This is a genomic window from Geothrix mesophila (genome assembly GCF_022808835.1).
Lineage (GTDB): Bacteria > Acidobacteriota > Holophagae > Holophagales > Holophagaceae > Geothrix > Geothrix paludis.
Genome location: NZ_JAKZLD010000005.1, coordinates 149783 through 175846 on the forward strand (window position 1 = coordinate 149783; position 26064 = coordinate 175846).

Genomic DNA, 26064 nt, shown 5'->3' on the forward strand with positions numbered 1-26064 from the left:
TGGGACTCTTACGCCCAAATTGGCAATGCCCTTAAAAGGCGATCCGATCAGATGTCTCCTGAAGTGCTGTTGAATTTTTTCTTTGTTCTGCAAGCAGATTCGGCTATTGTTGTTTAACGACCCAGAGGAATAATATGGCGACCAACGACGATTTGATCCGTGCATTGCAGATTGCTGCAGAGCATCTACTGGGTCGTAATCTGACGACCCAAGAGCTAAGCGCTCTTCTGGATAGGTTTAATAAAACACCGGGAAGGCCTGTAGAGAAGGCACTCGGGGCACTTGAGGGGCTAGGCGGGCGCACAAGTAGAGAATTAGCAAAGACGGCCTCAGATAATAGTGATCGAATCATTAATGACTTGATTCAAGTTGCGAACTCATGGAATCCAAAGCCTTGATCTACATGTTAAGCGAGGCTCAAGATCCTACTTCAGGGCCATTTTGGTATGTCAGCGCGTTAATTGTTGGTGGAGTTCTAGGTTGGATCCTCAATGCTTTGCGGACAAAATCAGAAATTAATAAATTAAATACAGAGATTGGAAAGTTAAAAATTGAATCAACTAAAATGGCTGCGGAGTTATTAGATAAAATTTATGAAGCTGAAGATAAATACCGAATTGCTTGTGAGAAAATGGATAAAGAAACACTGGCGTTAGTTAAAAAAATTAAAACTGATGCTTCATCTGAAGAAATAAATATTTATCATGAAAATTTTTGCAAGATTTTACTAAATGAAGTAACTAATTCTCTCATTCGGCGAATTGACTACGCAGCATTGCGGCATACCAATAATCCAAATGCTGCCTACACGTTCGTACGTGATCATGTTTGTGTAGAACTCATCCGTCTGAAAAAGTGGGTTGATACTGCCAATCTAAAAATATTTACAGAAAAATTAGGAAAAAGTCCTGTCAAATTAAGCCCATATTCGTTCGATTGTCTAGATTCATTGCTGGATCTCGTGGGCCCAGAAGATAAGAGCTCTGCTAGAGATTTACTATCTGCGGCTAGATCTCAGCTATTCCCAGGTGTGTAATATATTCTGTTTAAAATTAATAAACACCGAATAATTTATGCAAATGAAAATTCGAATATTAATGACGAAATGCGAGTTGAGCTGGGTTGAGGGCTTAAAGACTGCGGCGTAGGCCGAGAATGGGGCTTATGCTGCGAGGGGTTAGAATCGGGCACTCGAATTGTTACAGCCAGGTGTGTAGCTCTTAATCGATTCTATTATCGATTAAGAGCTACTGACTCTGGACCAGTACCTTTCTCCAACCACCCGAGTTGGCTGCACCACTCGCCATGCGTTCGCAGGAGGCCGTATGACGCCTGATCAATTCCAGAAGCTGGCTTGGGCGACGAACCAATTGGCAGAGAGTTGGGATGGCCCAATGGGTAGCTTCCTGGATCTTCGCCGCCAGCTCAAGGGTGCCATCAAGGCAACAGCCCTGTTCGGGCCTGACAACATCAAAACAGACTACGCCTTTCATTGGGGAGGCCGGGGTGAGTTTCAATTGAGCACCGGCATTGAAACTGAGGGGGCGGAGCTTCGTGTTGGTCTTGCCTTCAGCCTAGAAGGTAGTGCGAAAACTCGAGGAGTGCCTGAAACTCTGAGACCTAAAATTGAACGATTCAATTCATTGGTTACCGGCAATCCAACCCTGCTCGCGAATGTAGACCACGCCTATTGGGTCCACACCAAGACTAAGGAGCATCATCGATTCGAGCCGGGTGTCATTCCAGAGGCAGCCATCCGGGAGAATGTTTTCATTTTCTTGGGGCATTTCTTCCCAGCAGCCACGGCAATCCCGGAGACCCTATTGGAATATTGGGACAAAGTTCTCCCGCTCTACGAGGCTGTAGAGCGCTCCGCGAGGATGTCTCAGAAAGCCTGGGCGTTGTATTCCAGTCAGGACGGTGAGCGGTCCTTTCAATGTAACGAAGGCTACGCGGACAAACTTGGTGAGTACCTCTCTTTCGACAACCAAGTTGCGAACTCGCTGCAGGTGAAGGTGGGAGATCGAATTCTGATCATCGACGGCTGCTTGGTCTATGGCACGTCCCTGGTCGATAAGATCACTTCCGGACCCGCCGACAAGATCATGAAGGTCTGCCCCGAGTGTGAGACCACCACTCTGAGCCCCAGGAAGACACTTCCGGGCTCCAAGTGCACGAAGTGCGGCAAGGTCTGGGATGCCCCGAAGACCATCACGAAGGTGGTAACCGCCTTCCGGGCCTTCTACGGAACTCAATGGGCTCCTTTCAACCCACCCCTCTCCCGGGACACGTTCGACATCCCATTCACTAACAAGGCCGTGCAGAATGCCATCCGCCCGCTCGATGGTGACGCGCTTGCTCGTCTCCTTGGCGGCCCATCTCCCGGGGACGAAGTTGAGCAGGAACTTTCACTCATCCTCGGAAAGCCCTCGAAGGGGAAGGGCTTTGCCCCTGGCCTCAGCTCGGCCCAAAAGAAGGCCGTTGAGAATCGCGCCATGGAAGTTGCCAAAAAGGCCCTGGAAGAGGAAGGGTGGGAGGTCGAGGACACGAGCCTTGGGAACCCCTTCGACCTACTTGCGCGGCGCTCTGACGTTGAGATGCACGTGGAGGTGAAGGGCACCTGCACGACAGGGGAGAAGGTGGTCTTGACCAGGGGTGAGGTCAAACACCACAACAAAACTACAGCGGTCTCGGCTCTGTACGTTGTCTCCGCCATCAAGCTTGGGGGTACCAAGGAAGCCCCAGTAGCCAATGACGGAACCCTTCGAATCATCAGGCCGTGGGCCATCGATCCTGCGGGACTGGAATCCCTTGCCTACGAGTACACCGTTCCAAGAGAGCCCATGAGCACCTAAACCTCAGCGTGCATGTACCTGGTGGAATGGCCCGGCATTCTATCTGAAGCCAGCACTGGAGTCTTTTCGCCTCGGCGAATAGAACAGGCTTAGACCTTCTGGAATTCTCCGATTGCACAGTCCCCGCGTTGGGGATGTCACCTCGGAGAACTTCATCATGGTGGGCAAGGCAGCAACTCTCGGGCGTGGGCCCGAACCAGCCGGGATCTCAAGTAACGAGAACACGGCTCTTCGCGTGGTCATGAGGTCGTTGGGAGAAATCACTCCCGACCCGCGCAACCCTCGGACGCACTCCCCACGCCAGATCACCAAGATCGCTCGGAGCATCGAGACGTTCGGGTTCAATGTCCCGATTCTGATCGACCGGAACGGTCAGATCGTGGCCGGACATGGACGCCTGCAGGCGGCAAGAAAGCTTGGGTGGGAAGCGGTGCCGACCATCATGCTGGAGCATTTGACCGAGGACCAGGCCAAGGCTTACCGCATTGCGGACAACCGGTTGACGGAGATCTCGGAGTGGGATGACCAGCTGCTGGCGGAACAGTTGAAGGAGCTCTCGCTGGTGGATCTGGACTTCAGCCTTGAGGTCACCGGCTTCGAGATGGGTGAGATCGACATTCGGATCGACGGCCTCGACTTTCGGGAGGCAGGTGAGAACGAGCCTGACCCCGCCGACGATGTCCCAGACACTCCCACGGAGGCCCCGGTCAGTTGCCTGGGTGACCTCTGGCTCCTGGGCCGCCACCGGGTGCTGTGTGGGAACGCCCTCGAGGAGGGGGATCTGGCCAAGCTGATGGGCGGACGGAAGGCGGCGGCCGTGTTTACGGACCCGCCCTACAACGTGCCCATCGATGGTCATTGCACCGGCCTAGGCTCAGTGAGGCACCGCGAATTCGCCATGGCCGCCGGGGAAATGAGCGTGGCCGAGTTCACGACCTTCCTCATGACGGCCATGGCGCGTCTCGCAGCCTGCAGCGAGGACGGGGCCCTGCACTACGTCTGCATGGACTGGCGGCACCTGCAGGAGGTCCTCGACGCCGGCCACCAGGTCTACACCGAGCTCAAGAACCTTTGCGTCTGGGCCAAGGACAACGCCGGCATGGGCTCCTTCTACCGCAGCCAGCACGAGCTGGTGCTGGTGTTCAAGCATGGGAAGGCGCCGCACCAGAACCATGTGCAGCTTGGTCAGCATGGCCGCTACCGCAGCAACGTCTGGCGGTATCCGGGCGTGAACTCGTTTGGCCGGGCGACGGAGGAGGGCAACCTGCTTGTGCTGCACCCCACGGTGAAGCCGGTGGCGCTGGTCGCAGACGCCATTCTGGACTGCTCCAGGAGGGGCGAGATCGTCTTGGACAGCTTTCTCGGCAGCGGCACCACGCTCATGGCGGCGGAGAAGGTAGGGCGGGCCTGCTTCGGCCTGGAGTTGGACGCCCTCTACGTGGACACGATCATTCGGCGTTGGCAGAAGCTGACGGGAGATTCCGCGGTGCTCGCGGAGGGCGGGGCGAGTTTCGAGCAGGTGCAGGCGGAGCGCCAGGCGACCGACCTGAAGGAGGTGGTCAATGGCTGAGGAGAAGGATTACCAGGTGGGCTACGGCCGGCCTCCGAAGGTCACCCAGTTCCAGAAGGGTCAGTCCGGGAACCCCAAGGGCCGGCCGAAGGGCAGCCTGAACGCCGCCACCCTGATGCAGCAGCTCATGGCCGAGCGGATTTCAGTGGTCGAGAAGAGCGGCCGGGAGAAGGTGATGCCCATGATGGAGGTGCTCCTGCGGCGCCTGGTGAACAAGGCGGCTTCTGGAGATCTCAAAGCCCTACCTCTGGTGCTCAAAATTGCGGAGCAAGGACTGGCCGACCTTGGAGATGAGACCCCCAGCACGGAGCGGGACCAGGCCCACCTCCAGGGGATCCTGCTGAGAATGCGCACCGAGCTGGCCAAGGGTGAGCCTGACCCCAAGGAGGCCCAGTGACGGGGAAGGCCATCAAACACCGCGCAACGAGGGCAGCTGGAGGTGATCCGTTCACCAAGGACGAATTCAACGCCCTGCTGCGCCAGGACCTCTACGCGTTCACGATCCAGAGCTTCCGGGAGCTCGAGAGGAAAACGGAATTTCTTCCCAACTGGCATCAGGTGCTCATCACGAACAAGCTCGAAGCCTGCATGAGGGGTGAATGCCGGCGGCTCATCATCAACCTGCCGCCTCGTCATTTCAAAAGCCTGTTCGCCTCCATCGCCCTTCCCGCGTTCTGGTTGGGAAGGGACCCTTCCGCCAAGATCGTCTGCGCCAGCTACACGCAGGACCTGGCGAATAAGCTGGCCCGGAGCTGCCGGCAGGTGATGGGGGCGGCATGGTATCGGGAGGCCTTCCCCCTGACCCGCATGTCGGCCAAGCGGGATGCCGTGGGCGAGTTCCTGACCACCGAAGGGGGCTATCGTCTATCGCTCGGGGTTGAGGGCGGCCTGATGGGCCGGGGCGGGGACATCATCATCGTGGACGACCCCTTGGACCCGAACATGGCTGCGTCGGATGTTCAGCGCGCCCATGTGAACGACTGGTTTGACCGGACCCTCTACTCGCGCCTCGACAACCAGAAGACCGGCGTGATCATCATCGTCATGCAGCGGCTCCACATGGATGACCTCGTGGGGCACGTGCTGGAAAAGGACGATTGGGAGGTGCTCTCCTTGCCGGCCATCGCCGAGGAGGAGGAGCGCCATGAGATCCGAACCTTAGGTGAGGTGATGACCGTGGTGCGTCGCCCAGGGGACCTCCTGCATGAGGCTCACCTGGACCGGGAGGCCCTGGACCGTCTCCGGAAGAACCAGGGCGAGTACGCCTTTTCGGCCCAGTACCAGCAGAGCCCCGTCCCGCCAGGCGGGGCGATGGTGAAGGCGGCGTGGTGGCGCTTCTATGAACGCAGGCCCGAATCCTTCAACCAGGTGATTCAGAGCTGGGACACGGCCTGCAAGAAAAGCGAGTATGCCGACTACAGCGTATGCACGACCTGGGGCATGAAGGACCGAAAGCTCCACCTGCTGGACGTATTCCGGGAGAAGCTGGACTACCCCGACCTGAAGCGGGCCGTGAAGCTGCAGGCCGAGAAGCACAAGCCGGCCGTGATCCTGATCGAGGATATGACCACTGGAAGCGCGCTGCTCCAGGAACTGCCCAGTGAAGGCATGCGGGGCCTCAAGGGTTGCAAGCCGGTGGGGGACAAGGTCACGCGGCTCTACACCCACCTCACGTGGATCGAGGGGGGCAACGTGCTGCTGCCGATGGAGGCGCCCTGGTTGGCGGAATACCGTCGTGAGCTTGAATCGTTCCCGCAGTCAAAGCGCAAGGACCAGGTGGATTCGACTTCGCAGGTCCTGGCCTGGGCGCAGGCCAACCGGTGGGTGGGTGTGGACATGATCCGGGTGGCCGGGACGCGCCTCTCGCATTCGGCCGCCTTGCATAGCTATGTCCACGGCTCATCGAGCTATTTCGGGCCGTGAGGTGCCAGTACCTGCGTGATTAAATCCACATGCAGGCTCAATGGCCCGTCTGGCGCCACTTTTTGGGGTTAAAGCAGAAGTGACTTGATCTCCGCGCCGCTCAGAGCGTTCCTGGAGCACCCCGAGAGCGGGGTTAACTCATGGAGGTATGAGATGGCGAAATTCGCCCAAGGCGAAGCCCTGGCCGAGGAGGCCGGTATCCTGCGACGGCTGGGGCACCAGTTGCAGGCCCTCGAGGGCATGGTTCTGGCGGAACTGCGAGAGCAATACAAGGCACTTTTCGGGGAGGAGGCTCGCTCCAAGAATCTCCCCTTCCTGCGCAAGAAGCTGGCCTTCCGGCTGCAGGAGCAGGTGGAAGGGGGGCTCTCCCCTGCGGCTTTGGCCCGAATCGAGGAGCTGGCCCCGGCAACCCTGCCGGTGGCAACGCCGAAGGAGAGGACCGGGGAGGCGGCCCGGTCGGCTCCGAGGCCTCCGCAATCCAGAGATAACCGGCTTCCAGAAGCGGGCACCGTCCTGAAGCGCGACTACAAGGGCTTCACCTATGAGGTCGAGGTGAAGGAGGACCAGTTCCTCTACCGGGGGCGAACCTACACGAGCCTCTCCAGCATCGCCAAGGAGATCACGGGGACCCCCTGGAATGGGTTCACCTTCTTCGGCCTCAAAAAGGAGCAAGTACATGGCGAAGCCTGAAGCCCACAAGGCGATGCGCTGTGCCATCTACACCCGGAAATCCACCGCGGCGGGGTTGGAGAAGGACTTTAACTCCCTGGACGCCCAGCGGGAGGCCTGCGAGGCCTACATCAAGACCAGGGTGCACGAGGGGTGGGAGGCCCTAACGGAGCCTTTCGATGACGGGGGCTATACCGGGGCCAACACCGACCGACCTGCCTTTCAGAAGCTGCTGACCTGGATTTCTAGGAAGCGGGTCGATGTGGTGGTGATCTACAAGGTTGACCGACTCTCGCGCTCCTTGGTGGACTTCGCCCAGGTCATGGAGCATTTCAACAAGTACGGCATCGGCTTCGTGAGCGTGACTCAGCACTTCTCCACCACCGAGCCAGTAGGCCGCCTCACCCTGAACATGCTCATGAGCTTCGCAGAGTTCGAGCGGGAGATGATTGCGGAGCGCATTCGCGACAAGATCCGGGCGACCAGACTGAAGGGGCAGTGGACAGGGGGTAATGCGCCTTTGGGGTATCGATCCGAAAGGTCTCACCTCCTGGTCCACGAAGAGGAGGCTCCCTGGGTCAAACAGATCTACCAATGGTATCTGGAGGGTGTGAGCGCACTGGTCATCGGCCAGCGGCTCAACGAGGCCAATGTGCCACTCAAGACCATCCAGCGCCCTCGCCCAAACCCGTGGACCAAGGACCTGGTGCTTCGAATTCTCCGGAACCGCCTCTACCTGGGCGAGATCTCCTGCCAGGGGGAGTTCGTTGTGGCCGAGCACCCAGGGCTGATTGATCAGGATACCTTCGACCGGGTTCAGCACATGCTGCTCCCCAAGAATCGGCGGGAGCGGCACGAGTGCCGGAACCCGACCTACCTCATGCGGGGGACGCTTCGATGTGGCCATTGTGGTGCGGCCATGACTAGCGCCAGCTCCTTTCGGATGGGGCGGCTGCACCGCTATTACCGCTGTTCGAATCGGGACAAGCAGGGGAAGAAGGTCTGCGCCACCCGGCAACTGCCGGCGGAGGCCATCGAGGCCTTCGTGGTGGAACGGATCCAGGGGGCGCTTGAGGATCCAGACATGAGGCCGCTCCTGGAGGCGCAGTTGGCGAACTTGGGGCTACAAGCGCCCAAAGGGGGGCTCTCGACGCTCTGGGAGGCGCTGACCCTCCCCAACCGCCGGCGGCTCATCGGGCTGATGGTTGAGGAAGCCCGGGTCGACCAGTTCAAGGGGAAGCTGAGCGTGCGGTTCCGGGACCTGAGAGGGCTCTCGGCGGAGGAGGAGCCCCATGCTGACCATTGAGGTTCCCCTTGTCAGGGTCCGGAAGGGGCGGTGTGTTGAGTTCACGGAGCACAAGCCCGAATCAAAGCCCAAGGAGGGGCGAGCCAGTGCTGCAGCGCGAGCCCTTGCCCTGGGCCACCGCATAGTCAGGGCGGTGGAGACAGGGGAGGTGCGGGACTTCACGGATGCCGCGCGGGTGATGGGTGTCAGTCAGCCTCGGGTGTCCATGCTGGTGGGGTTGACGTTCCTGGCACCGGACATTCAGGAAGAGGTTCTCCTCGATGGCACTAGGCGGAATGCGCCGAGCACCCATCAATTACTCCATCGATCCAGGCTAAACCAGTGGGAGGAACAGAGACGATTCCTCCGATGTTCTAGGACTGAGAATGCCTGTGTTGAATCATAAGTAATACAGGATCATTAATTCCATTTTCTTGGAGCTTGCTTTGAATGATACTGAGCCATGCATGTCTAAAGGTATTCAGACCTCATCTTCTAGGAACCACTCCGGTATGACCATCGCCGGCCTCTTCGCGGGGGTGGGGGGTATTGAGCGTGGCCTACATTTGGCGGGTCATGAATCCAAATTCCTTTGTGAATCCGATTCCTTCGCTGCAGAGGTGCTTGAAGAACGCTTCCCTGGAGTTGCTCTCCATCCAGATATCAAATCCCTGCATCGATTGCCTAAAGTTGACTTGGTGGCCGCTGGCTTCCCCTGTCAGGACCTGAGCCAAGCCGGCCAGACAAGCGGGATCAAGGGGGGGCAGTCAGGGCTCGTAGACTATCTTTTCGAATTGGTGAGGAAAGCTCGACCACGACCCGCATGGATCCTGCTGGAGAACGTCCCGTTCATGCTCTTCCTGCACAAAGGCCATGCCATGCAGCATGTCCTTGAGGGGCTCGAAGACCTTGGCTACACCTGGGCTTACCGCATCATCGATGCCCATGCCTTCGGACTTCCCCAGCGTCGGAAGCGCATGGTCATCCTCGCTTCTCGTTCCGGGGATCCCAGGAGTGTGCTGCTCTCGGAGGACGCAGGGCCGGTTGCCTCCCAGAGGCGTTCCGATTGGTGGTGCGGGTTCTATTGGACCGAGGGGAATAGTGGGGTCGGCTGGGCCGTGAATGCCCTCCCTCCGTTGAAGGGTGGATCACGGGTGGGGATTCCGAGTCCTCCCGCGATCTGGATCCCGGAGGACCATCGCATCGTCCTCCCGGACATTCGGGATGCAGAGAGGCTCCAGGGCTTCACGGCTGGCTGGACCAAGCCGAGTGGTGCGACCTTCCGTGACCGGCTGCGATGGCGCATGGTCGGGAACGCTGTGAGCGTCCCCATGGCTCAGTGGATTGGACTGAGACTGTCCAGCCCCTTCGAATACGATCACCGGTTGGATGTTCCATTCGAGCGGGAGAAGGGATGGCCGAAGGCGGCATGGGGCAAGCGCGGGTATCAGTTCGCGAGTCCCGTTTCGGCGTGGCCTGTCCGCCGAACGATGAAGCCGCTCAGCGGCTTCCTCCGTCACCCGTTCACTCCCCTCTCCGTGAAGGCCGCGAGCGGATTCCTGGGTCGCGCCAAGGCCTCGGGATTGCGCTTCGAACCAGGCTTTTTGGAGGACCTTGAAGCCCATATCGAACGGATGAGGGCTGGGGAGCGTTTGACGGTGAAAGAGCTGATCGGATGACCGCTGATCCTCTCCATCCCTCGAAAGCGGTGCCCGGTCCAGGCGTCAGCGAGCGGATGAAGAGGATTCGACAGCAGGACACTGCGCTCGAAATGGCCATTCGTAGGGCCCTGTTCGGGCGCGGTTGTCGATACCGGTTGCATGCTCAGGTGGTGCCAGGGACGAAGCGCAGCGTCGACCTCGTGTTCCTCGGGCCTCGAATCGCCGTGTTCCTGGACGGCTGTTTCTGGCATGGCTGTCCGACCCACGGGAGCATCCCCAAATCCAACACGGAATGGTGGCTCCGGAAGATCGACGCCAACCGAGCACGAGACATGGACACCAATGAAAGACTCACTCGGGCGGGCTGGCAAGTGCTTCGAATATGGGAGCATGAAGACACGAACCAAGCCGTCGAGCGCATCCTTTCCGCCCGCAGGTCGCGAGCGTCCAAATCTCGGCATCGTGGACCCAACGGTCCCGGCCCTGGTTCACCCTCATGAGGTCTTGAAATGTCGTCGTCAGCACTGGAAGGCACCATCACACGCCTGAGCGCCATCCCAGAGCCGGGCCAGCTCGTTGAAGTCAGGCGCAGGCACTGGATCGTCGGTGACGTTCGGGGCTCAGAACTCCGTGAGGGTATCACCTCGGAACCGCAGCATCTTGTGACGCTTACGTCGATGGACGAGGATTCCACGGGAGAGGAGATCACCGTGCTCTGGGAGATCGAGCCCGGAGCCCAGGTCATCGAGCGGGCCGGATTGCCCGCCATGGACTCCTACGACGATCCCGCAGTGGTCGAAGCCTTCCTGGATGCCGTGAGGTGGGGGGCGGCGACCAATGCCGACCGGTCCTACCTCCAGGCTCCCTTCCGGAGTGGAGTCTCCATCGAGGACTACCAATTGGATCCCTTGGTACGTGCCATCGACATGGCTAGGGTGAGCCTCCTCATTGCCGATGACGTGGGTCTCGGCAAGACCATCGAAGCAGGTCTGGTGATTCAGGAGATGATCCTGCGCCATCGGGCCAGGACTGTGCTGGTCGTCTGCCCGTCGTCCCTCCAGATCAAGTGGCAGATGGAGATGCAGGAGAAGTTCGGATTGGAGTTCCGGATCGTGGATTCGGAGTACCTGAGGACCCTGCGCCGAGAACGTGGCATCCACGCGAATCCGTGGACTTCCTACCCACGCCTGATCACCTCCATGGACTGGATCAAGGATGGGGAAGCCCTCCGCTTCATGAAGAGCGCTCTTCCGGTCCGCCCCACCTATCCCAGGACCTTCGACATCTTGGTGGTGGACGAATCCCACAACGTGGCCCCGTCCGGAACGGGGAGCTATGCCCTGGAGAGCCAGCGCACCCGGTTGATCCGGACGCTCGCCCCCCATTTCGAGCACCGCCTCTTCCTCACGGCCACGCCCCACAACGGCTACCAGGAGTCCTTTACATCGCTCCTGGAACTCCTGGACGACCAGCGGTTCGCCCGCACCTTGATGCCCGATGAGAAGCAACTCCAGCGCGTGATGGTCCGTCGGCTCAAGACCGATCTGGTGGACGAGAACGGGAACCGGATCTATCCCGTCCGGGATCTCCAGGCCATGGAGGTCGACTACACCCCCGAAGAACTGGAGGCCCACCAGCTCCTCCAGGAATACACGAAGAGTCGGAATCAACAGGCGGGCGGACGAGGACCAGCGGGGGAGTTCATCAACATCCTCCTCAAGAAGCGGCTCTTCTCTTCGCCTGCGGCCTTCGCGACCACGCTGGCCAAACACCGGGAGAGCCTCGGCAGGAGCAGGAGGAGCGCCGGTCCGCGCTCCTTTGAAGAGCGGATCCTGCGGAAAGCCCTCCTCCAGAGCCAGGAGGACTACGCCGACGACAGCCGCTACGAGGAGGTCCTCGAAGAGGTGACCGAGGAGCTGACGCTGAACGCTCCGGCCCTGACCGCCGATGAGAGAGGTCTCCTCGACCGGTTGACCGGCTGGGCGGAGCGAGCCCGGAACCGCAAGGACTCCAAGGCTGAAGCCATCCTCAAGTGGCTGGAGGACCACCTCCGCCCCGGAGGGAACTGGAACCACGAGCGGGTGATCCTCTTCACGGAATACCGCACCACCCATGGCTGGCTCCAAACGATCCTGGCGAACCATGGGTTCGGAGGCGACCGCCTCATGTGCCTGCACGGCAGCATGGACCGGGATGAACGCGAAGTGGTGAAGGCAGCCTTCCAGTCCTCTCCGGCCGTGGCACCGGTCCGGATCCTCCTGGCCACAGACGCAGCCTCGGAAGGCATCGACCTCCAGAACCACTGCCGCTACATGATCCACGTCGAGATCCCGTGGAACCCGAATGTGATGGAACAGCGGAACGGTCGTATCGACCGACACGGACAGAAGGCATCCGCCGTCGAGATCTGGCACCCCGTCGGACGAGGCTATCGGGACCTCCCCGACGAAGCCCAGGTCAAGGTCGGGCATACCCAGGGGGACGGCGAATACCTGATGCGGGCGGTGAAGAAGATCGACCGGATCCGAGAGGACCTCGGCAGCGTCGGCCCCGTGATCGCCCGGCAGATCGAGGAGGCCATGCTAGGCAAGCGCAGCATCCTCGACACCCGTGATGCCGAACAGAAGGCCGAGAAGAGCCGGAAGTACCTCCGGGTGGAGCGGGACTTGAAGCAGAAGATCGCTCGACTCCACCAGCGGCTGCTTGAAGCGCGGGACGAGAATCATCTGTCCCCGGAGCGGATCGAACGGGCCGTCAGGGTGGCTCTCAGGATCGCCCACGGGCTCGAACTCGAATCCATCCACTTGGCGGGTGTCCCTGATGGAAAAGCCTTCAAGGTCCCGATTCTGCCGGGGTCATGGGAGAAGGCGACGGCTGGGCTTGCCCACCCGCATACGAAGGTCCGACGCCCCATCACCTTCGACCATGAGGTCGCGAAAGGTCGCGACGATGTCGTCCTCGCCCACCTGAACCACCGCCTCGTCCAGATGTGCCTCCGGCTCCTCAGGGCCGAGGTCTTCGCGCTGGAGGACCGGAAACAGTTGCACCGTGTGAGCGTCCGGACACTCCCGGATGGCGAGATCCAGGATCCCGTGGCCATCGTATGTTCCCGCCTCGTGGTGACGGGGTGCAACCACCATCGGCTCCACGAGGAACTCACGTTCGCGGGCGGATTCCTGAAGGAGGGATCCTTCGCCCGAATCCCGCAGGTGACCAAACTCGAGACCTGGGTTCGGGAGGCTGCGGCCCTGGAACCCTCCGAAGCCCTCTTCTCGCTCCTCGCATCGCGGTTCGAGCGTTCTAGGACCAGCATCGAGGACGCGATCCGGGCGCGATCCAGGGACCGCATCGAGTTCCTGGGGAACACCTTGGATCGACGCAAGACCACCGAGATCGAGGATGTCACTTCGGTGCTGGATGAACTGGAGAAGGCCCTCCGCAAGGAAATCGGAGGAGCCCAGCAACAGCCACTCTTCTCTGCGGAGGAGCTAGGCCAAGTGGAGAAGGACATGGACTACCTCCGCGCCCGTCTGGAGCGCATCCCCGAAGAGAAGGTGGCCGAGGTGGAGGCCATCGAATCCCGCTACCGGGGCTTCCTGCCGCGTGAGTTCCCCGTGGCCGTCTTCTTCTTCGTTCCTGAATCCCTCGTTCGTCGGGTTTGAAGATGTCCCAACACATCGAATGGCTGAACCTGATCGATCGCTCCGGCGCGTTCCTCGAGCCCGGAGTGCTGGACGATGCCCTGCCCCAGGGCCTGGAGGGCGTCGATTCCGAGCGCCGTCGGAACTTGCTCTCGGCCTACGACGAGTGGCGCGAGGCCGTGGACGCTTGCGACGCCGACGCCGAGGCACTCCATCGAGCCTGGATCGATTTCGTGCTCAAGGAGTTCTTGGAATACGAGGACCGTGTCCTGCTGCGTGGTGAATTCGTCCCCGAGTCGCTCTCGTTGTCTGTGGCCGAACACGGCGGGATTGTCCGTCCTGGAATGGCAGTGATGAAGGGCGATTCGCCCCAACTCCTGATCGATGTGCTACCACCAGACACGGACCTCGAATCCATTCGCTCTTACGAGGGATGGAACACGAGCGCCCTGGATCGGATGATCGCCCTCTGCCGGGGAGCCAAGGTCACGATCGGCCTCGTGACGAATGGTGAACGCTGGTTGGTGGTCCATGTCCCCGAGGGTGGCACGGTGGGACACGCATCCTGGTATGGACGGATCTGGAGGCCCGAGCCCGTCACCCTGAGGGCCTTCCAGACCCTCCTTGGCGTTCGCCGCTGTTTCGGCCCCCAGGAGAAGACGCTTCCTGCACTCCTCTCTGCATCCCTGGAATACCAGGACGAGGTCACGGACACCCTCGGTCAGCAGGTCAGGCGCGCGGTGGAGGTGCTGATCCAGAGCCTCGATCGGGCGGATCACGATCGCCACGATGAACTTCTTAGGGACGTGGAACCCCGCGAACTCTACGAGGCGGGCCTAACGGTCATGATGCGGCTCGTCTTCCTGATGTGCGCGGAAGAGCGTGGTCTGCTCCTCCTCGGCGAGGGGATCTACGACCAGAACTACGCCATTTCCACCCTGAGGTCCGAACTGCGGGAGTGGCAGAGCCGTCATGGGGATCAGGTCCTGGAGCGTCGACACGACGCCTGGTCCAGGCTTCTGGCGACTTTCCGAGCCGTCTTCGGGGGAGTCGCCCACGAGACCCTCAGGATGCCCGCCCTCGGTGGGTCCCTCTTCGATCCGGACCGTTTCCCCTTCCTGGAGGGACGTCCCACGGGCAGTTCCTGGCGTCAGAGCGTCGCCACACCGCTGCCTATCGACAACCGCACGGTGTTGCTCCTCCTCTCCTCCCTCCAGGTGCTCGAACAGCGCCAGGGTGCGAGGTTGCTCTCCTATAAGGCCCTCGACGTCGAACAGATCGGTCACGTCTACGAAGGCCTCCTGGAATGTACCGTCCAGCGCCTCCCGGAGATCACCCTCGGACTCGAAGGAGCCTCCAGCGCCAAGGATCCGAATGTCTCCCTTTTAGACCTGGAACGAACCCAGCGGGAGGGTGAAGCCTTCGTCCTGGCCCTGCTCACCGAGGTCACCGGACGGTCGGAATCGGCACTGCGCCGTGCGATGACTCGGGATGTGGATGAGGCCTTCGAAAGCCGATTGCTCCTGGCCTGTGGCAGTGACACAGGGTTGCTCCGACGGGTGAAACCCTGGGCGAACTTGCTCCGGAAGGACATCTGGGACCATCCTCTGGTTTATCGGAAAGATGCCTTCGCGGTGACCCTCGGCAGCGATCGCCGTGAGACGGGAACTCACTACACCCCCAAGTCCCTCACTGAACGGATCGTCCGGACCACGCTCGAGCCCTTGGTCTATGGGGGGCCCTCGGATGGAAAGCCCCGAGAGGCATGGATCCTCAAGACACCTCATGAACTCCTAGACCTCAAGGTTTGCGACCCCGCCATGGGATCGGGGGCCTTCCTGGTGCAGGTCTGCCGCTACCTTGGGGACCGAGTGGCAGAGAGCTGGATCCTCGAAGAAGCATCCGGGAAGGCGATCACGGTCGATGGCGAGGTGATCGAAAGCCTTGGTTCGAGCGAATCCGTGCCCACCGATCCTGAGGAACGAGTAATCCTTGCTCGGCGACTGGTTGCCGAGCGGTGCCTATACGGTGTCGACATCAACCCGATGGCCGTGGAGCTCGCCAAGCTTTCCATTTGGCTTGTGACTTTGGCCAAGGGACGTCCCTTTGGGTTCTTGGATCACAACCTGAGGTGTGGTGACAGCCTCCTAGGAACCCACCACCTCGATCAGATTACAGACCTGACGATGGATCATTCCAGAGACCGGCAACCCCACCTGTTCGGGCAATCGATCAGAACGATTGTGAACGAGGCACTCCACTTTCGTTTAGAAATCAGAAAGATCCCCGTGCGAGATCTCAATGACATCAATGCGAAAGCAAAAAGGTACTCCCAAGCGCGGGAAATTGTCGAGGCAGCAGAACAAATCGCTGATGCACTTGTCGGCGAGGCCCTTCGTACTGCGGGATCGGACTCGGCCCAGAGGTCAGCCTTGGAAGAGTTGGCTAGGGAAGCTCAGAGAATGCTCGATGGGGAGAACGAGGGAAGACAGGCCGTTATTCATCGAGCGTATACAAATCTCACCGTAGATTGCCCGCCGGAGAAGCCAATTCGTACTCCCTTTCATTGGTCACTCGAATTTCCAGAAGTATTCGAAAGAGAGAATGGCGGTTTCGATGCGATTGTTGGCAACCCTCCCTTCCTGGGTGGTCAAAAAATCTCAGGGGTTCTCGGCTCCTCGTACCGAAATTATCTAGTAGCCCACCTTGCCGGAGGACAGCGCGGTTCAGCCGATCTGGTGGCCTACTTTTTCCTGAGGTCGTATTCCTTGATTCGGATGGGCGGTGATATTGGGTTGCTTGCAGTAAATACAATTGCGGAAGGCGATTCTAGAGAAGTCGGGCTCGAATCATTGTTAACAAATGGTGCTGTCATCTACGCCGCCTATCCAAACGAACCCTGGCCTGGGGTAGCAGCTGTTGTGACCAGTCGAGTGCACATGCACAAAGGATCCTGGCAAGGAACACGACTATTACAAGGTAACGCCGTTCCGTTTGTCTCTGCGTTCCTTACTAATAGAGACGATTGGACTCCGAGGCGTTTAAAGGCAAACGATGGGAAATCATTCCAGGGGTCCATCACCCTTGGAATGGGGTTCGTTCTCACACAATCCGAAGCGAGAGAAATGCTAGACGCCGATCCCTGCAATGGGGAAGTGATTTTCCCCTACTTGAATGGGGAAGATCTGAATTCAGATCCCGAACAGCGCCCAAGTCGATGGGTCATTTGCTTTTGGGACTGGCCAGAGGAGAAGGCCCGTCAATTCAAATTACCGTGGCTGTGGATTGAGGAGCGTGTTAAACCCGAACGACAGCGTTGCAATCAAAGCGGCGAATTTGTATTGCGGCGCCCGCTTCCGCAAAGATGGTGGCAATTTGCGGAAAAGCGGCCGGCACTTTACCACTCAATTGGACGTGGACATCTCTTTGAACGCCATCCAAGTAACTGGGACACACAAACAGCACCAAAGACTAAAATAATAGCGTTTGCTACACAAGCAAGTAAATATCCTGGATTTTCCTTGATTTCTAATCACAGTATTTTTTCAAATGCAGTTGGAGTAATTGCTACTGATAATCCAGCTCGATTAATGGAACTATCTAGCTCATTCCATGCGCACTGGGCTTTTACATTTGGTGGGCGGCTTGAAACCCGATTGCGTTATGCACCAACAGATTGTTTTGAGACATTTCCATTTCTTGATGATGTTGATTCCCAGTTAATTAATCTAGGTGAGTTATTCCATAATGAAAGATTAAAATTATTAATCGAGTTAAATATTGGCTTAACGCAACTTTATAACAGATTTCATAATTTTCTGGATAACGACGAAAAAATAGAAAAATTACGTGGTATTCAGATAAAAATTGATCAACTAATTGCCAATAATTACGGATGGAATGACCTTGATCTAGCCCATGGATTTCACAAGATCCATTATTTGCCGGAGAATGACCAAATTCGATTTACTATTTCTGACTCTGTATGGGTGGAAGCACTGCGAAGACTCTCCGAACTTAACCGGGAACGGTACCAAGATGAAATTGCTCGCGGGCTTCAGCGGCCCCCTCGACTACTCCGAGGAGGTAGGGAGATGTTGCAACCGCAAATTCCATTTTCCAATCCAGGGTTAAATTTCGACGAGAGTGGCCAAGAGGGCCCGGGTGCGGGGCCAACAGCGCTCCTGCGGTCGAACCCTGGCCCAAATCCTTTGGAGTTGAACCCTGCTAGTGCAATCCTCAACCTCCTTCGAGGAAATACGGGTTGGCATGCAAAGAGTGATGTCACCGCCGCAACCGGCCTCACAGATAGCCAATGGAATGCTGGCATTGGAGACCTGGTTGCAAGAGGCCTTGTTGAACGCCAGGGTGAACGCCGTAGTGCTCGATATCGTGGCATTGGGGTTTGAGCGTGAAAGTTATTTCTTTCGGTGACCTTGCCGCCTCCGATCTGGTGGTGGATGCCATTTACGAGAGCAGCAGGGATGGCCAAATGGCTGGCGAACCCATCGCCAGGCTCCTTCCAGGGTCTGGTAATCAAGGCGGCTTCAGGGCCGCAGGTCGCGGCGAAGAGAAGAATTGGGTCGTCCTGACCACCAGCGGTGAAGACCCCGACTGGCCAGATGTTCTGAATCTGAACACTGGCGAGTTCGTCTACTTCGGAGACAACAAATCGCCTGGTCGTGAACTGCATGACACGGCCCGTGGCGGAAACGCGATCCTCCGCAAGGTCTTCGCGCAACTCCACGATCAAGGCAATCCAAGGCAAGGAATTCCGCCCTTTTTCCTTTTCCAAAAAAACCCGACGGTGCACGGTGCCAGATCGGTTCGCTTCTTGGGTGTTGCTGCTCCTGGTTTCCCAGGCATGTCCGCACTAGAGGATTTGATTGCAGTGTGGAAGGCGACTAGCGGGGAACGTTTCCAGAATTACCGAGCTGTATTAACAGTTTTGGATATCCCCGTGGTCCAGCGGGCCTGGCTTATCGATCTTGCAGTCGGAGTCCGCGACTCTATCCATGCTCCAAATGCTTGGCGCTCCTGGTTGCGAGATGGTCGGTATCGTCCCCTCACGGCTGAACCCACCACCAACATTCGATCTGCAGAACAGCAAGTTCCAAGTGGCGCTCTCCAGATCGAGATCCTCAGAGCAGTTTGGGAATATTTCCGGGATACTCCGGTGGCTTTCGAAGCCTTTGCAGCTCGGATATACCAATTGGTCGACCATCGGGTGGTCATTGATGAGATCACCAGAGGATCCGTGGACGGTGGACGGGATGCTATCGGTCGCCATTTGTTGGGTCTGAATGATGATCCCGTATATGCGGAATTTTCATTAGAAGCAAAGTGTTACCAGCCACCGATCGATGGGCATTCGGCGAATACAGTCGGCGTGAAGGAGGTATCTCGCCTCATTTCCAGGATCCGGCATCGACAATACGGCGTACTCGTCACGACCTCTCTCGTAGCTCGCCAGGCCTACGAGGAAGTAAGGGAGGATCGCCATCCGATCATCTTCATTGCAGGAAAGGACATAGCTGAAATTCTGGTGCGAAATGGATATTCCACAGCGGAACACGTACGGCGGCTTCTCCTCGATGAGTTCCCGTCATGAGTCGTATGTTTGATCGATCGACACCAAGGCATTTCAGGCAAATGATTTAAAGAACGAATCCATGATCTCTGGAGCAAGCTGTGGCAAAGGATCACCAAAAGACCGAGAAGAAGGAACAGCCCGTTCGGATTCCCAACGCATGGCTCTTGGAAACGAAGCAGGGGGTGGATCTGGGCATCCATCTGGTGGATATCCAGGCGGATGGCATCGAGAGCGTCGGAATCGAGGATCTGGACGGAATTCTGATCTTCGATTCTTCCAAACAGATCATCGGGCTCGCCCGTGTGTTCCGGATGCGACGGTTCGAGGGACGGATCCGGGTCTACTTCGAGAGTCAGCAGCGCTTCGATCCGCCCATCGATACTTCTGGGCTGGGTCAGACCCTGCCCAGCATGGTCGGGGTGCTCACGCGCCTGGACTGGCCCGCCTTTGAGGGCATCGTCCAGGCCATCACGGGGGCCCCCTTCGCCTCCTTGCCGCCCATCAGCGGGGAGACTCCGGCTGAACAGGCCTATTTCCGAGAACTGCTCCACGACGCCGTCCGTGATGACCTCCTCGGCCCGGCAGGTGGGCCGAGGGAAGAAATCCTCGGGATGAGCGTGCGGGACCGCTATGTGGTGGGGAAGCTCGCGCCGAGGGAAACGGCGATCGATGGCGAACAGATCGAGGAATTGGGCGGTGGTGCGGGGAAGGTGGAACCGGAGGACGGCGGCAAGGAAATCGACGCCTCCACGAACACGTCCCTCGTTCCCTCCTCCCTCGGGTTCACTTTCTGCGTAGACCAGGAAATCCAGGACCTGGTGATCGAAGCCCGATGGGGAAGGTACGAACGCACGGAAGGTTCCGAACCCGACCCGAAGACGGGAAAATCCAGATCCGTATGGAAGCGGATTCCGAGCGGAGGAAGGCTCACCCTGAGGTTGGTCAATGGCCACATCGCCCCCATGTCGCCGGACGGAGACTGTCCGGAGATCGTCATCCAGGGCTCGATCCGTCAGGCCGGGAACGGGGATCGCTTGATCACCCTCTTCCTCGTGAACGCCCAGGCGCAGCCGAAGAGCAACCCGGACCAGGCGTGGATCTTCCAACCGGAGGTCATCGCCCGCCATCCCGAAGGGGCTCCGGTCTTCAGGCGCAGGCCGGTGCTCGGGGACGGGGACCCGGACGAGGAGCGGACTGCCCTCGAAATGATCTACCGCCGCCGCGTGGAGTTCGCCGTTGGCCACGGGGTCTCGGTCCACGCCGAAGTGGCCACCGAAACCCCCGATCGCGCTTCGGAAGTCCGGACCAGCGTCATGCCCGGATACGAGGTCGGTGTCACCGAGACTCCCGGCCTTGAACCCGAGGACCGCCCCGCCATGCAGAAGCTGGTGAAGGATGGGTTCCTGGACATGCGGACCTTGGCGGGCCTTGACCAGAAGGAACTGGGCCTCGTCCTCGACATCCTCGCCGCCGACTACGAGACCTGGATTGGTGAACAGCGCAGTCGGATCGGCGCGAGTGTGACCGGGTTCGATGCGGCTGCAACCGAAGCAATGCTGCGTTGCGAGAAAGTCTTGGAGCGCCTCCGCGAAGGCATCCAGGTGCTGGGAAGCGATGCCAGAGCCTGGAAGGCCTTCAAACTCGCCAACCTCGCCATGGCGGACCAGCGTGTCCGCAGCATCTACGCGCTTGAGCACCGCAGGGACCCCGCGAAGCAGATCGACCCGAAGGACTTCGACATCCCCAAGAACCGATCCTGGCGTCCCTTCCAGCTCGCGTTCGTCCTGCTCTCCATCCCTGCCCTCGCAGACCCCACCCATCGGGACCGGACCGATCCGATCGAGGCCATTGCCGACTTGCTCTGGTTCCCGACGGGCGGTGGTAAGACCGAAGCCTACTTGGGGGTGGCCGCCTTCACGATGGTCATCCGCCGCCTCCAGGGGATCGTGGGAGGCTTGGACGGCACCCGAGGCCTGGCCGTCATCATGCGCTACACCCTGCGCCTGTTGACGCTCCAACAGTTCCAGCGTGCCACGACCCTCATCTGCGCCCTGGAGATACTGCGGAAGGACGACCCGGAACTGGGTGGTACCAGATTCACGATCGGCCTCTGGGTGGGGCAGAAGGTCACCCCCAACACGACCGAACAGAGTCACCGCGCCATTCTGGCGATCCGGAACGACAAACGTCCGGAGTCCTCCACTCCAGCGCAGTTGACCACCTGTCCATGGTGTGGCGAGGAGATCGAACCGAAGCGGGACATCGAGGTCGACACTGAACTCGGCATCACCCGGATTTTCTGTGGCGACAAGCTGAGTCAATGCCCCTTCTCAAGGAATGTGGACGGCAGTCCTGGTATTCCTGTGCTCGTCGTGGACGAAGAGATCTACCACCGGCCACCGAGCATGCTGATCGCCACGGTGGACAAGTTCGCCATGATGGCCTGGAAGGGGGACACCCGGACTCTCTTCGGGCGTGCCACCCGCGAATGCCCGCGCCACGGACTGATATGGCCAGGGGCCGAATGCAACGGGGAGCACAAGAAGAAGAAAGACTTCCCGGCCACCACGGGCGTGGACCTTCTTGGGCTGAGACCCCCGGACCTGATCATCCAGGACGAGTTCCACCTCATCAGTGGCCCGCTGGGCACCATGGTCGGGCTCTACGAAACGGCAGTGGACGAACTCTGCGCGTGGAAGATCGGAGAGAAGGTGGTGCGTCCGAAGGTCGTGGCTTCCTCTGCGACGGTCCGGAAGGGCAAGGAACAGGTCAAGAGCGTGTTCCTGCGGGAGATCTCGGTCTTCCCGCCCCACGGACTGGACGTGGAGGACAACTTCTTCGCCGTCCAGCGTGGAACGGATTCGAAGCCGGGTCGCCAATACGTGGGGGTCTGTGCGCCTGGGAGTTCCAGACCCGCCGTCCTGATCCGTCTTTACGTGGCCCTGCTCACGGCAGGAAAGGCCTTGTTCGACCGTTTCGGGCCAGCAGCGGACCCCTACATGACCGTGGTCGGGTACTTCAATTCCCTTCGAGAGCTAGGCGGCATGAAGCGGCTCGCCGAGGACGACGTCCAGACCCGAGCCTTCCGCGTCCAACGCAGCGAGGTGAGGCGACCAGGGTTGGCTCAGCGGAATGTGAATCAGATCGAGGAACTCACGTCCCGCGTGTCCAGCAAAGACATCCCGAAGAAACTCGACCAGCTCGAAGTGAAGTTCAAGACCCAGTGGGCCAAGGGCGAGACGCGAGCCATCGATGTGGTGCTCGCCACGAACATGCTTTCGGTGGGTGTCGACGTGAACCGCCTCGGCCTCATGGCCGTGAACGGACAGCCCAAGAGCACGGCGGAGTACATCCAGGCCACGAGCCGCGTGGGCCGTGCCTTCCCCGGCATCGTGTTCACAGTCCTGGTGTGGTCGAGGCCTCGCGATCTCTCCCACTACGAGACCTTCGAGCACTATCACGCGACCTTCTACAAGCACGTAGAAGCCCAGTCGGTGACGCCATTCTCGCCCCGCGCCATGGACCGTGGCCTCACCGGAGCCATGGTCAGCCTGCTCCGTGGGCGGGAAACCCCCTTCACGCCGAACCTGGGTGCCCAAGAGGCCACCACTCCCTCTCGCCCTGAGTTGCAGCAGGCGGCGAAGGTTTTCTTGGACCGCGCCTGGAAGGCTACGAATCAGAGCAGCATCAAGGATCTCGCGGACCTCATGGTCGGGGAGAGGTTGGACCAGTGGGCCAAGGAGGCCCAGCGACCCAATCGCCAGTTGGGCTACGAGCGACCCGGTTCTGGCGGAACCGTTGCTCCCCTGCTGAGCAAACCCGGCTTCGAACCCTGGGGGACATTCACTGTGCCGATGTCCATGCGTGAAGTCGAGCCGGGTGTCCGGCTCCAGATGGAGACCCGGGGCATCGCAGATGCCCCACCTTGGCGGCCTCCGGTCAAGCCTGCGACCGATCAGACCGGAGGTGAGGAATGAGTACGATCCCCGTCGGAGAAGTGAGACCCAGCCAGTTGCTCTGGACCTATGGGCCAGGCGCTCTGGTGGACCTGCCTAACCTGTCCGTGGTCACCATGGGGCTCCACCAGTGGGATACGGCCCGGTGCCGCCGAGTCGAAGAGGTGCGGCTCCTCGATGCCGTGAGGCGGAGGCTCGGCCCACAAGTCGAGAAGCTGCTGATGCCGCCCGTGGTCGAGGACGACTCGATCGATCCATTCTCGCCCGAGGCTCTGGTCGGTGTGCCAGTGAAGCCCTTCCCTCGCTGGCTGCGCTGCGTGAAGTGCCAGCTACTGGCGGAAGTCGATTCCGGACTGTTCCGCGTAGCTGAGAACAGGTTCCGCCCAGAGCGCACCCAGTACCTCCACGTCAACTGCCCGAAGGGGGACGGGCGGGATCAGGACGCGGTGCCAGCCCGCTTCTTGCTGGCGTGCCGCAACGGCCACCTGGACGACTTCCCCTGGCACTGGTTCGCACACGGGGGTCCCTCGGATTGCCGGGGCACGCTCCGATTCCTGGAAGAGAGCGCTTCGCTCCAGACCCAGGACCTGTTCGTGCGCTGTGATGACTGCCGGTCCAGCCGGTCCTTGGCCCAAGCCTTCGGAGCCCGCGCCGCAGGCTTCCTTCCTGGATGCCGGGGACGGCATCCGCACCTCGACACCTTCGACGAGGGCTGCGACCAGTCCCCGCGAGCCGTGCTGCTCGGGGCCACCAACAGTTGGTTCCCCGTGAACATGTCCGCCCTGGCGATTCCCATCGCTTCAAGCCCTTTGGAGCACCTGCTCGAAGAGGGTTGGGATACCTTCCAGGAAACGGAGTCCCTCGGCGAATTGAAAGGCCTCCTGAAGGGGCTCAAGCGGAGTGGCTCCCTGCCTGGCATTGAGAAATTCGAACCGGAGGACATCTGGTCCGCCATCGAGGCCAAGCGATCTGGCGCTGCCGTTCCCGCAGGATCGAGCGAAGTCGATCTCAAACGTCCCGAATGGACCGTGCTCACGGATCCCAACCCCAGGACGGACTTCCCCCATTTCTTGGCCACACCCGTCTCAGTTCCTTCGGACTTCTCTTCGAAGTTGCATAGCGTGTTGCTGCTGGAGCGGCTGCGTGAGGTCAACGCGCTGATCGGATACACCCGCGTGGAGGCTCCCGAGGAGTCGAGCAATCCGGAAGACCGGGCTCCCATGGCTGCGTTGACGAAAGGCAGCCCGATATGGGTCCCGGCCACCGAAGTGCACGGGGAGGGAATCTTCATCCGCTTCCATGAGGATGTACTGGCTGCATGGGAAGGCTGGACGGGCGTCCTCGCGAGGGACGTCAAACTCCAGGAGGGCCACCGGGGGTGGAGAAGTTCTCGGAAACTCTCACCCGACGAAGGCTATCCCGGCATCCGATACGCCCTCCTGCACACGTTTTCCCACCTGCTGATCCGCGAACTCGCCTTGGAATGCGGGTACAACGCAGCGAGCATTCGCGAGCGGATCTATGCCTCGAAGGACGGAGATCCCATGGCCGGGATCCTGATCTACACGGCGGCTGCCGATTCCGATGGAACACTGGGAGGCCTCGTCCAACTGGGCAAGCCTGAGAACCTCGGCAGGTTGATCCGGCAGGCACTCCAGAGGGCGCGGATCTGCTCCTCGGATCCACTCTGCTCGGAACACGATCCCGGCAAGGACCGCTCGATCCACGCCGCCGCCTGCCACGCCTGCGGATTCGTGGCCGAGACTTCGTGCGAGAAGGGGAATCGCTACCTCGATCGCGCCCTGTTGTTGAAGACCTTCGAGACCACGGATGCAGCATTCTTCGGGGCAGAGGAGGATCCTGCATGACCCTGTGGGATGTCATCGCTGCCGCCGCTCAGGAATTGCACCCGGATCGCATGGAAGCGGCAGCACGGGCGGCGGAATCCCGCGATCCGGCGGGATTCCGAACTTGGACACAGGGGGCTGGGGCTCTGGTTCTCACCCAGGTCGGCAAGGCGTGGTTGGAGTGCCCAGGAACGACCGGGAAGGAAATCGCCTCTGCCCTCCGAGCTGCGGGCTCCACGGCTCGAGCCATTCGTGCGCAATCCCGTGTGGATCTCGTCTGGAGTGGTCCCGATACGCACCTCGTCCCCGTTCGCAGGACGGACCAGGTTCTCCTGGAACTGATCGAAACCTCTGAGCGAACCCTATTCCTGGTCAGCTTCGTGGCCTACAACGTGGAGAGTCTCCTGACGGCTCTCAAGAAGGCCCTTGCGCGAGGCGTAGAGGTCTCCTTCCTCCTCGAAGCCCCCGAGGCAGGGCACATCTCCATAGACTCGCCTGGGCTCATCCGAGGGGCCTTGCCGGCGGCCAAAGTCTATCAGTGGGAACCCAAGGAAACGGTGCCGGGTGGACAGGGAGCAGTCCACGCCAAATGCCTGCTGGCAGACGGAAAGGCAGCCTTCATCACCAGTGCCAACCTCACCAACGCCGCAATGGAAAAGAACATGGAACTCGGCGTGAAACTCACGGGTGGTGCGGTCCCGGAACAACTGAGGGCGCACTTCGAGGCCTTGATCGTGACTGGGGAGATCGTGCCGGTTTCACCGGGCCACCCATAGCCACCGCCTTCCGAACGCCGCCAAGTCAGCTCCGGCCGGGAAATGAGGCCCGATAATTAAGGGCATGGGTGCAGGGAAGACCAAGAGAGCCATCCGGGCCTGATTTCTCGGATGCGTAACCGATCCGCTCCTCTGGGGGCCCATTTCGCTCTGAGAAGCCGGTGGTTCCTAGGACCGTAGGTAGCCAATAGGGGATTCCATCCCCTCGAGCCTGCCGATTTCGAGTCCCTCTAGGCCCCCTCTCACCCTAGGGGCTGGCGGTTTCTCGCAACATAATGAGGAGGGCCG

At 59.8% G+C, this 26064-nt stretch carries 17 protein-coding genes; all 17 read left to right on the forward strand.

The window, feature by feature from the left end:
- Positions 1-134: 134 nt before the first annotated feature.
- Complete coding sequence (locus MLG87_RS15165; protein WP_243295908.1) at positions 135-398, forward strand: hypothetical protein; 264 nt, start codon at positions 135-137, stop codon at positions 396-398.
- A complete protein-coding gene (locus MLG87_RS15170) occupies positions 380-1036 on the forward strand; it encodes a hypothetical protein (RefSeq protein WP_243295909.1) in 657 nt (218 codons plus the stop codon). Before MLG87_RS15165 ends, MLG87_RS15170 begins: the two co-directional genes overlap by 19 nt.
- Positions 1037-1325: 289 nt before the next feature.
- On the forward strand, positions 1326-2855 hold the full coding sequence (locus MLG87_RS15175) for a protein NO VEIN domain-containing protein (RefSeq protein WP_243295910.1): 1530 nt from the start codon (positions 1326-1328) through the stop codon (positions 2853-2855).
- A 241-nt stretch (positions 2856-3096) separates the two neighbouring features.
- Entirely contained in the window at positions 3097-4425 is a 1329-nt protein-coding gene (locus MLG87_RS15180; protein ID WP_279341336.1) for a DNA methyltransferase, read from the forward strand.
- Complete coding sequence (locus MLG87_RS15185) at positions 4418-4822, forward strand: DUF5681 domain-containing protein (protein ID WP_243295912.1); 405 nt, start codon at positions 4418-4420, stop codon at positions 4820-4822. Before MLG87_RS15180 ends, MLG87_RS15185 begins: the two co-directional genes overlap by 8 nt.
- On the forward strand, positions 4819-6348 hold the full coding sequence (gene terL, locus MLG87_RS16335) for a phage terminase large subunit (RefSeq protein ID WP_243295913.1): 1530 nt from the start codon (positions 4819-4821) through the stop codon (positions 6346-6348). Before MLG87_RS15185 ends, terL begins: the two co-directional genes overlap by 4 nt.
- Positions 6349-6501: 153 nt before the next feature.
- A complete protein-coding gene (locus tag MLG87_RS15195; protein ID WP_243295914.1) occupies positions 6502-7038 on the forward strand; it encodes a DUF2924 domain-containing protein in 537 nt (178 codons plus the stop codon).
- Positions 7025-8323 (forward strand): recombinase family protein, encoded by a 1299-nt coding sequence (locus MLG87_RS15200; protein WP_243295915.1) that lies wholly within the window; start codon positions 7025-7027, stop codon positions 8321-8323. The genes MLG87_RS15195 and MLG87_RS15200 overlap by 14 nt, the downstream gene beginning before the upstream one ends.
- Positions 8310-8708: a hypothetical protein gene (locus MLG87_RS15205; RefSeq protein ID WP_243295916.1), complete on the forward strand. Its 399-nt coding sequence runs from the start codon at positions 8310-8312 to the stop codon at positions 8706-8708. Before MLG87_RS15200 ends, MLG87_RS15205 begins: the two co-directional genes overlap by 14 nt.
- A gap of 106 nt (positions 8709-8814) precedes the next feature.
- Positions 8815-9981, forward strand: a complete 1167-nt coding sequence (locus MLG87_RS15210) for a DNA cytosine methyltransferase (protein ID WP_243295917.1) — start codon at positions 8815-8817, stop codon at positions 9979-9981.
- 56 nt (positions 9982-10037) lie between these two features.
- Entirely contained in the window at positions 10038-10463 is a 426-nt protein-coding gene (locus MLG87_RS16390; protein ID WP_425250900.1) for a very short patch repair endonuclease, read from the forward strand.
- A 9-nt stretch (positions 10464-10472) separates the two neighbouring features.
- The gene (drmD, locus tag MLG87_RS15215) at positions 10473-13625 is read left to right on the forward strand and encodes a DISARM system SNF2-like helicase DrmD (protein ID WP_243295918.1); all 3153 of its coding nucleotides are present in this window, start codon (positions 10473-10475) and stop codon (positions 13623-13625) included.
- A gap of 2 nt (positions 13626-13627) precedes the next feature.
- Positions 13628-18013: an Eco57I restriction-modification methylase domain-containing protein gene (locus MLG87_RS15220; protein ID WP_243295919.1), complete on the forward strand. Its 4386-nt coding sequence runs from the start codon at positions 13628-13630 to the stop codon at positions 18011-18013.
- 2 nt (positions 18014-18015) lie between these two features.
- A complete protein-coding gene (locus MLG87_RS15225; protein ID WP_243295920.1) occupies positions 18016-19215 on the forward strand; it encodes a restriction endonuclease in 1200 nt (399 codons plus the stop codon).
- A gap of 293 nt (positions 19216-19508) precedes the next feature.
- Positions 19509-23174 (forward strand): DISARM system helicase DrmA, encoded by a 3666-nt coding sequence (gene drmA / locus MLG87_RS15230; RefSeq protein ID WP_425250901.1) that lies wholly within the window; start codon positions 19509-19511, stop codon positions 23172-23174.
- On the forward strand, positions 23171-25021 hold the full coding sequence (gene drmB, locus MLG87_RS15235; protein WP_243295922.1) for a DUF1998 domain-containing protein: 1851 nt from the start codon (positions 23171-23173) through the stop codon (positions 25019-25021). Before drmA ends, drmB begins: the two co-directional genes overlap by 4 nt.
- Positions 25018-25776, forward strand: coding sequence for a DISARM system phospholipase D-like protein DrmC (gene drmC, locus MLG87_RS15240; protein WP_243295923.1), 759 nt, complete (start codon positions 25018-25020; stop codon positions 25774-25776). The genes drmB and drmC overlap by 4 nt, the downstream gene beginning before the upstream one ends.
- The last annotated feature ends 288 nt before the right edge of the window (positions 25777-26064 follow it).

Bases quoted from the DNA above. Each gene is read 5' to 3' on its own strand.
- drmB (WP_243295922.1), top strand. From the start codon at position 23,171: ATGAGTACGATCCCCGTCGGAGAAGTGAGACCCAGCCAGTTGCTCTGG.
- MLG87_RS15180 (WP_279341336.1), top strand. From the start codon at position 3,097: ATGAGGTCGTTGGGAGAAATCACTCCCGACCCGCGCAACCCTCGGACG.
- MLG87_RS15175 (WP_243295910.1), top strand. From the start codon at position 1,326: ATGACGCCTGATCAATTCCAGAAGCTGGCTTGGGCGACGAACCAATTG.
- MLG87_RS15170 (WP_243295909.1), top strand. From the start codon at position 380: ATGGAATCCAAAGCCTTGATCTACATGTTAAGCGAGGCTCAAGATCCT.
- drmC (WP_243295923.1), top strand. From the start codon at position 25,018: ATGACCCTGTGGGATGTCATCGCTGCCGCCGCTCAGGAATTGCACCCG.
- drmD (WP_243295918.1), top strand. From the start codon at position 10,473: ATGTCGTCGTCAGCACTGGAAGGCACCATCACACGCCTGAGCGCCATC.
- MLG87_RS16390 (WP_425250900.1), top strand. From the start codon at position 10,038: ATGAAGAGGATTCGACAGCAGGACACTGCGCTCGAAATGGCCATTCGT.
- drmA (WP_425250901.1), top strand. From the start codon at position 19,509: ATGCGACGGTTCGAGGGACGGATCCGGGTCTACTTCGAGAGTCAGCAG.
- MLG87_RS15210 (WP_243295917.1), top strand. From the start codon at position 8,815: ATGACCATCGCCGGCCTCTTCGCGGGGGTGGGGGGTATTGAGCGTGGC.
- MLG87_RS15195 (WP_243295914.1), top strand. From the start codon at position 6,502: ATGGCGAAATTCGCCCAAGGCGAAGCCCTGGCCGAGGAGGCCGGTATC.
- MLG87_RS15185 (WP_243295912.1), top strand. From the start codon at position 4,418: ATGGCTGAGGAGAAGGATTACCAGGTGGGCTACGGCCGGCCTCCGAAG.
- MLG87_RS15220 (WP_243295919.1), top strand. From the start codon at position 13,628: ATGTCCCAACACATCGAATGGCTGAACCTGATCGATCGCTCCGGCGCG.
- MLG87_RS15165 (WP_243295908.1), top strand. From the start codon at position 135: ATGGCGACCAACGACGATTTGATCCGTGCATTGCAGATTGCTGCAGAG.
- MLG87_RS15200 (WP_243295915.1), top strand. From the start codon at position 7,025: ATGGCGAAGCCTGAAGCCCACAAGGCGATGCGCTGTGCCATCTACACC.
- MLG87_RS15205 (WP_243295916.1), top strand. From the start codon at position 8,310: ATGCTGACCATTGAGGTTCCCCTTGTCAGGGTCCGGAAGGGGCGGTGT.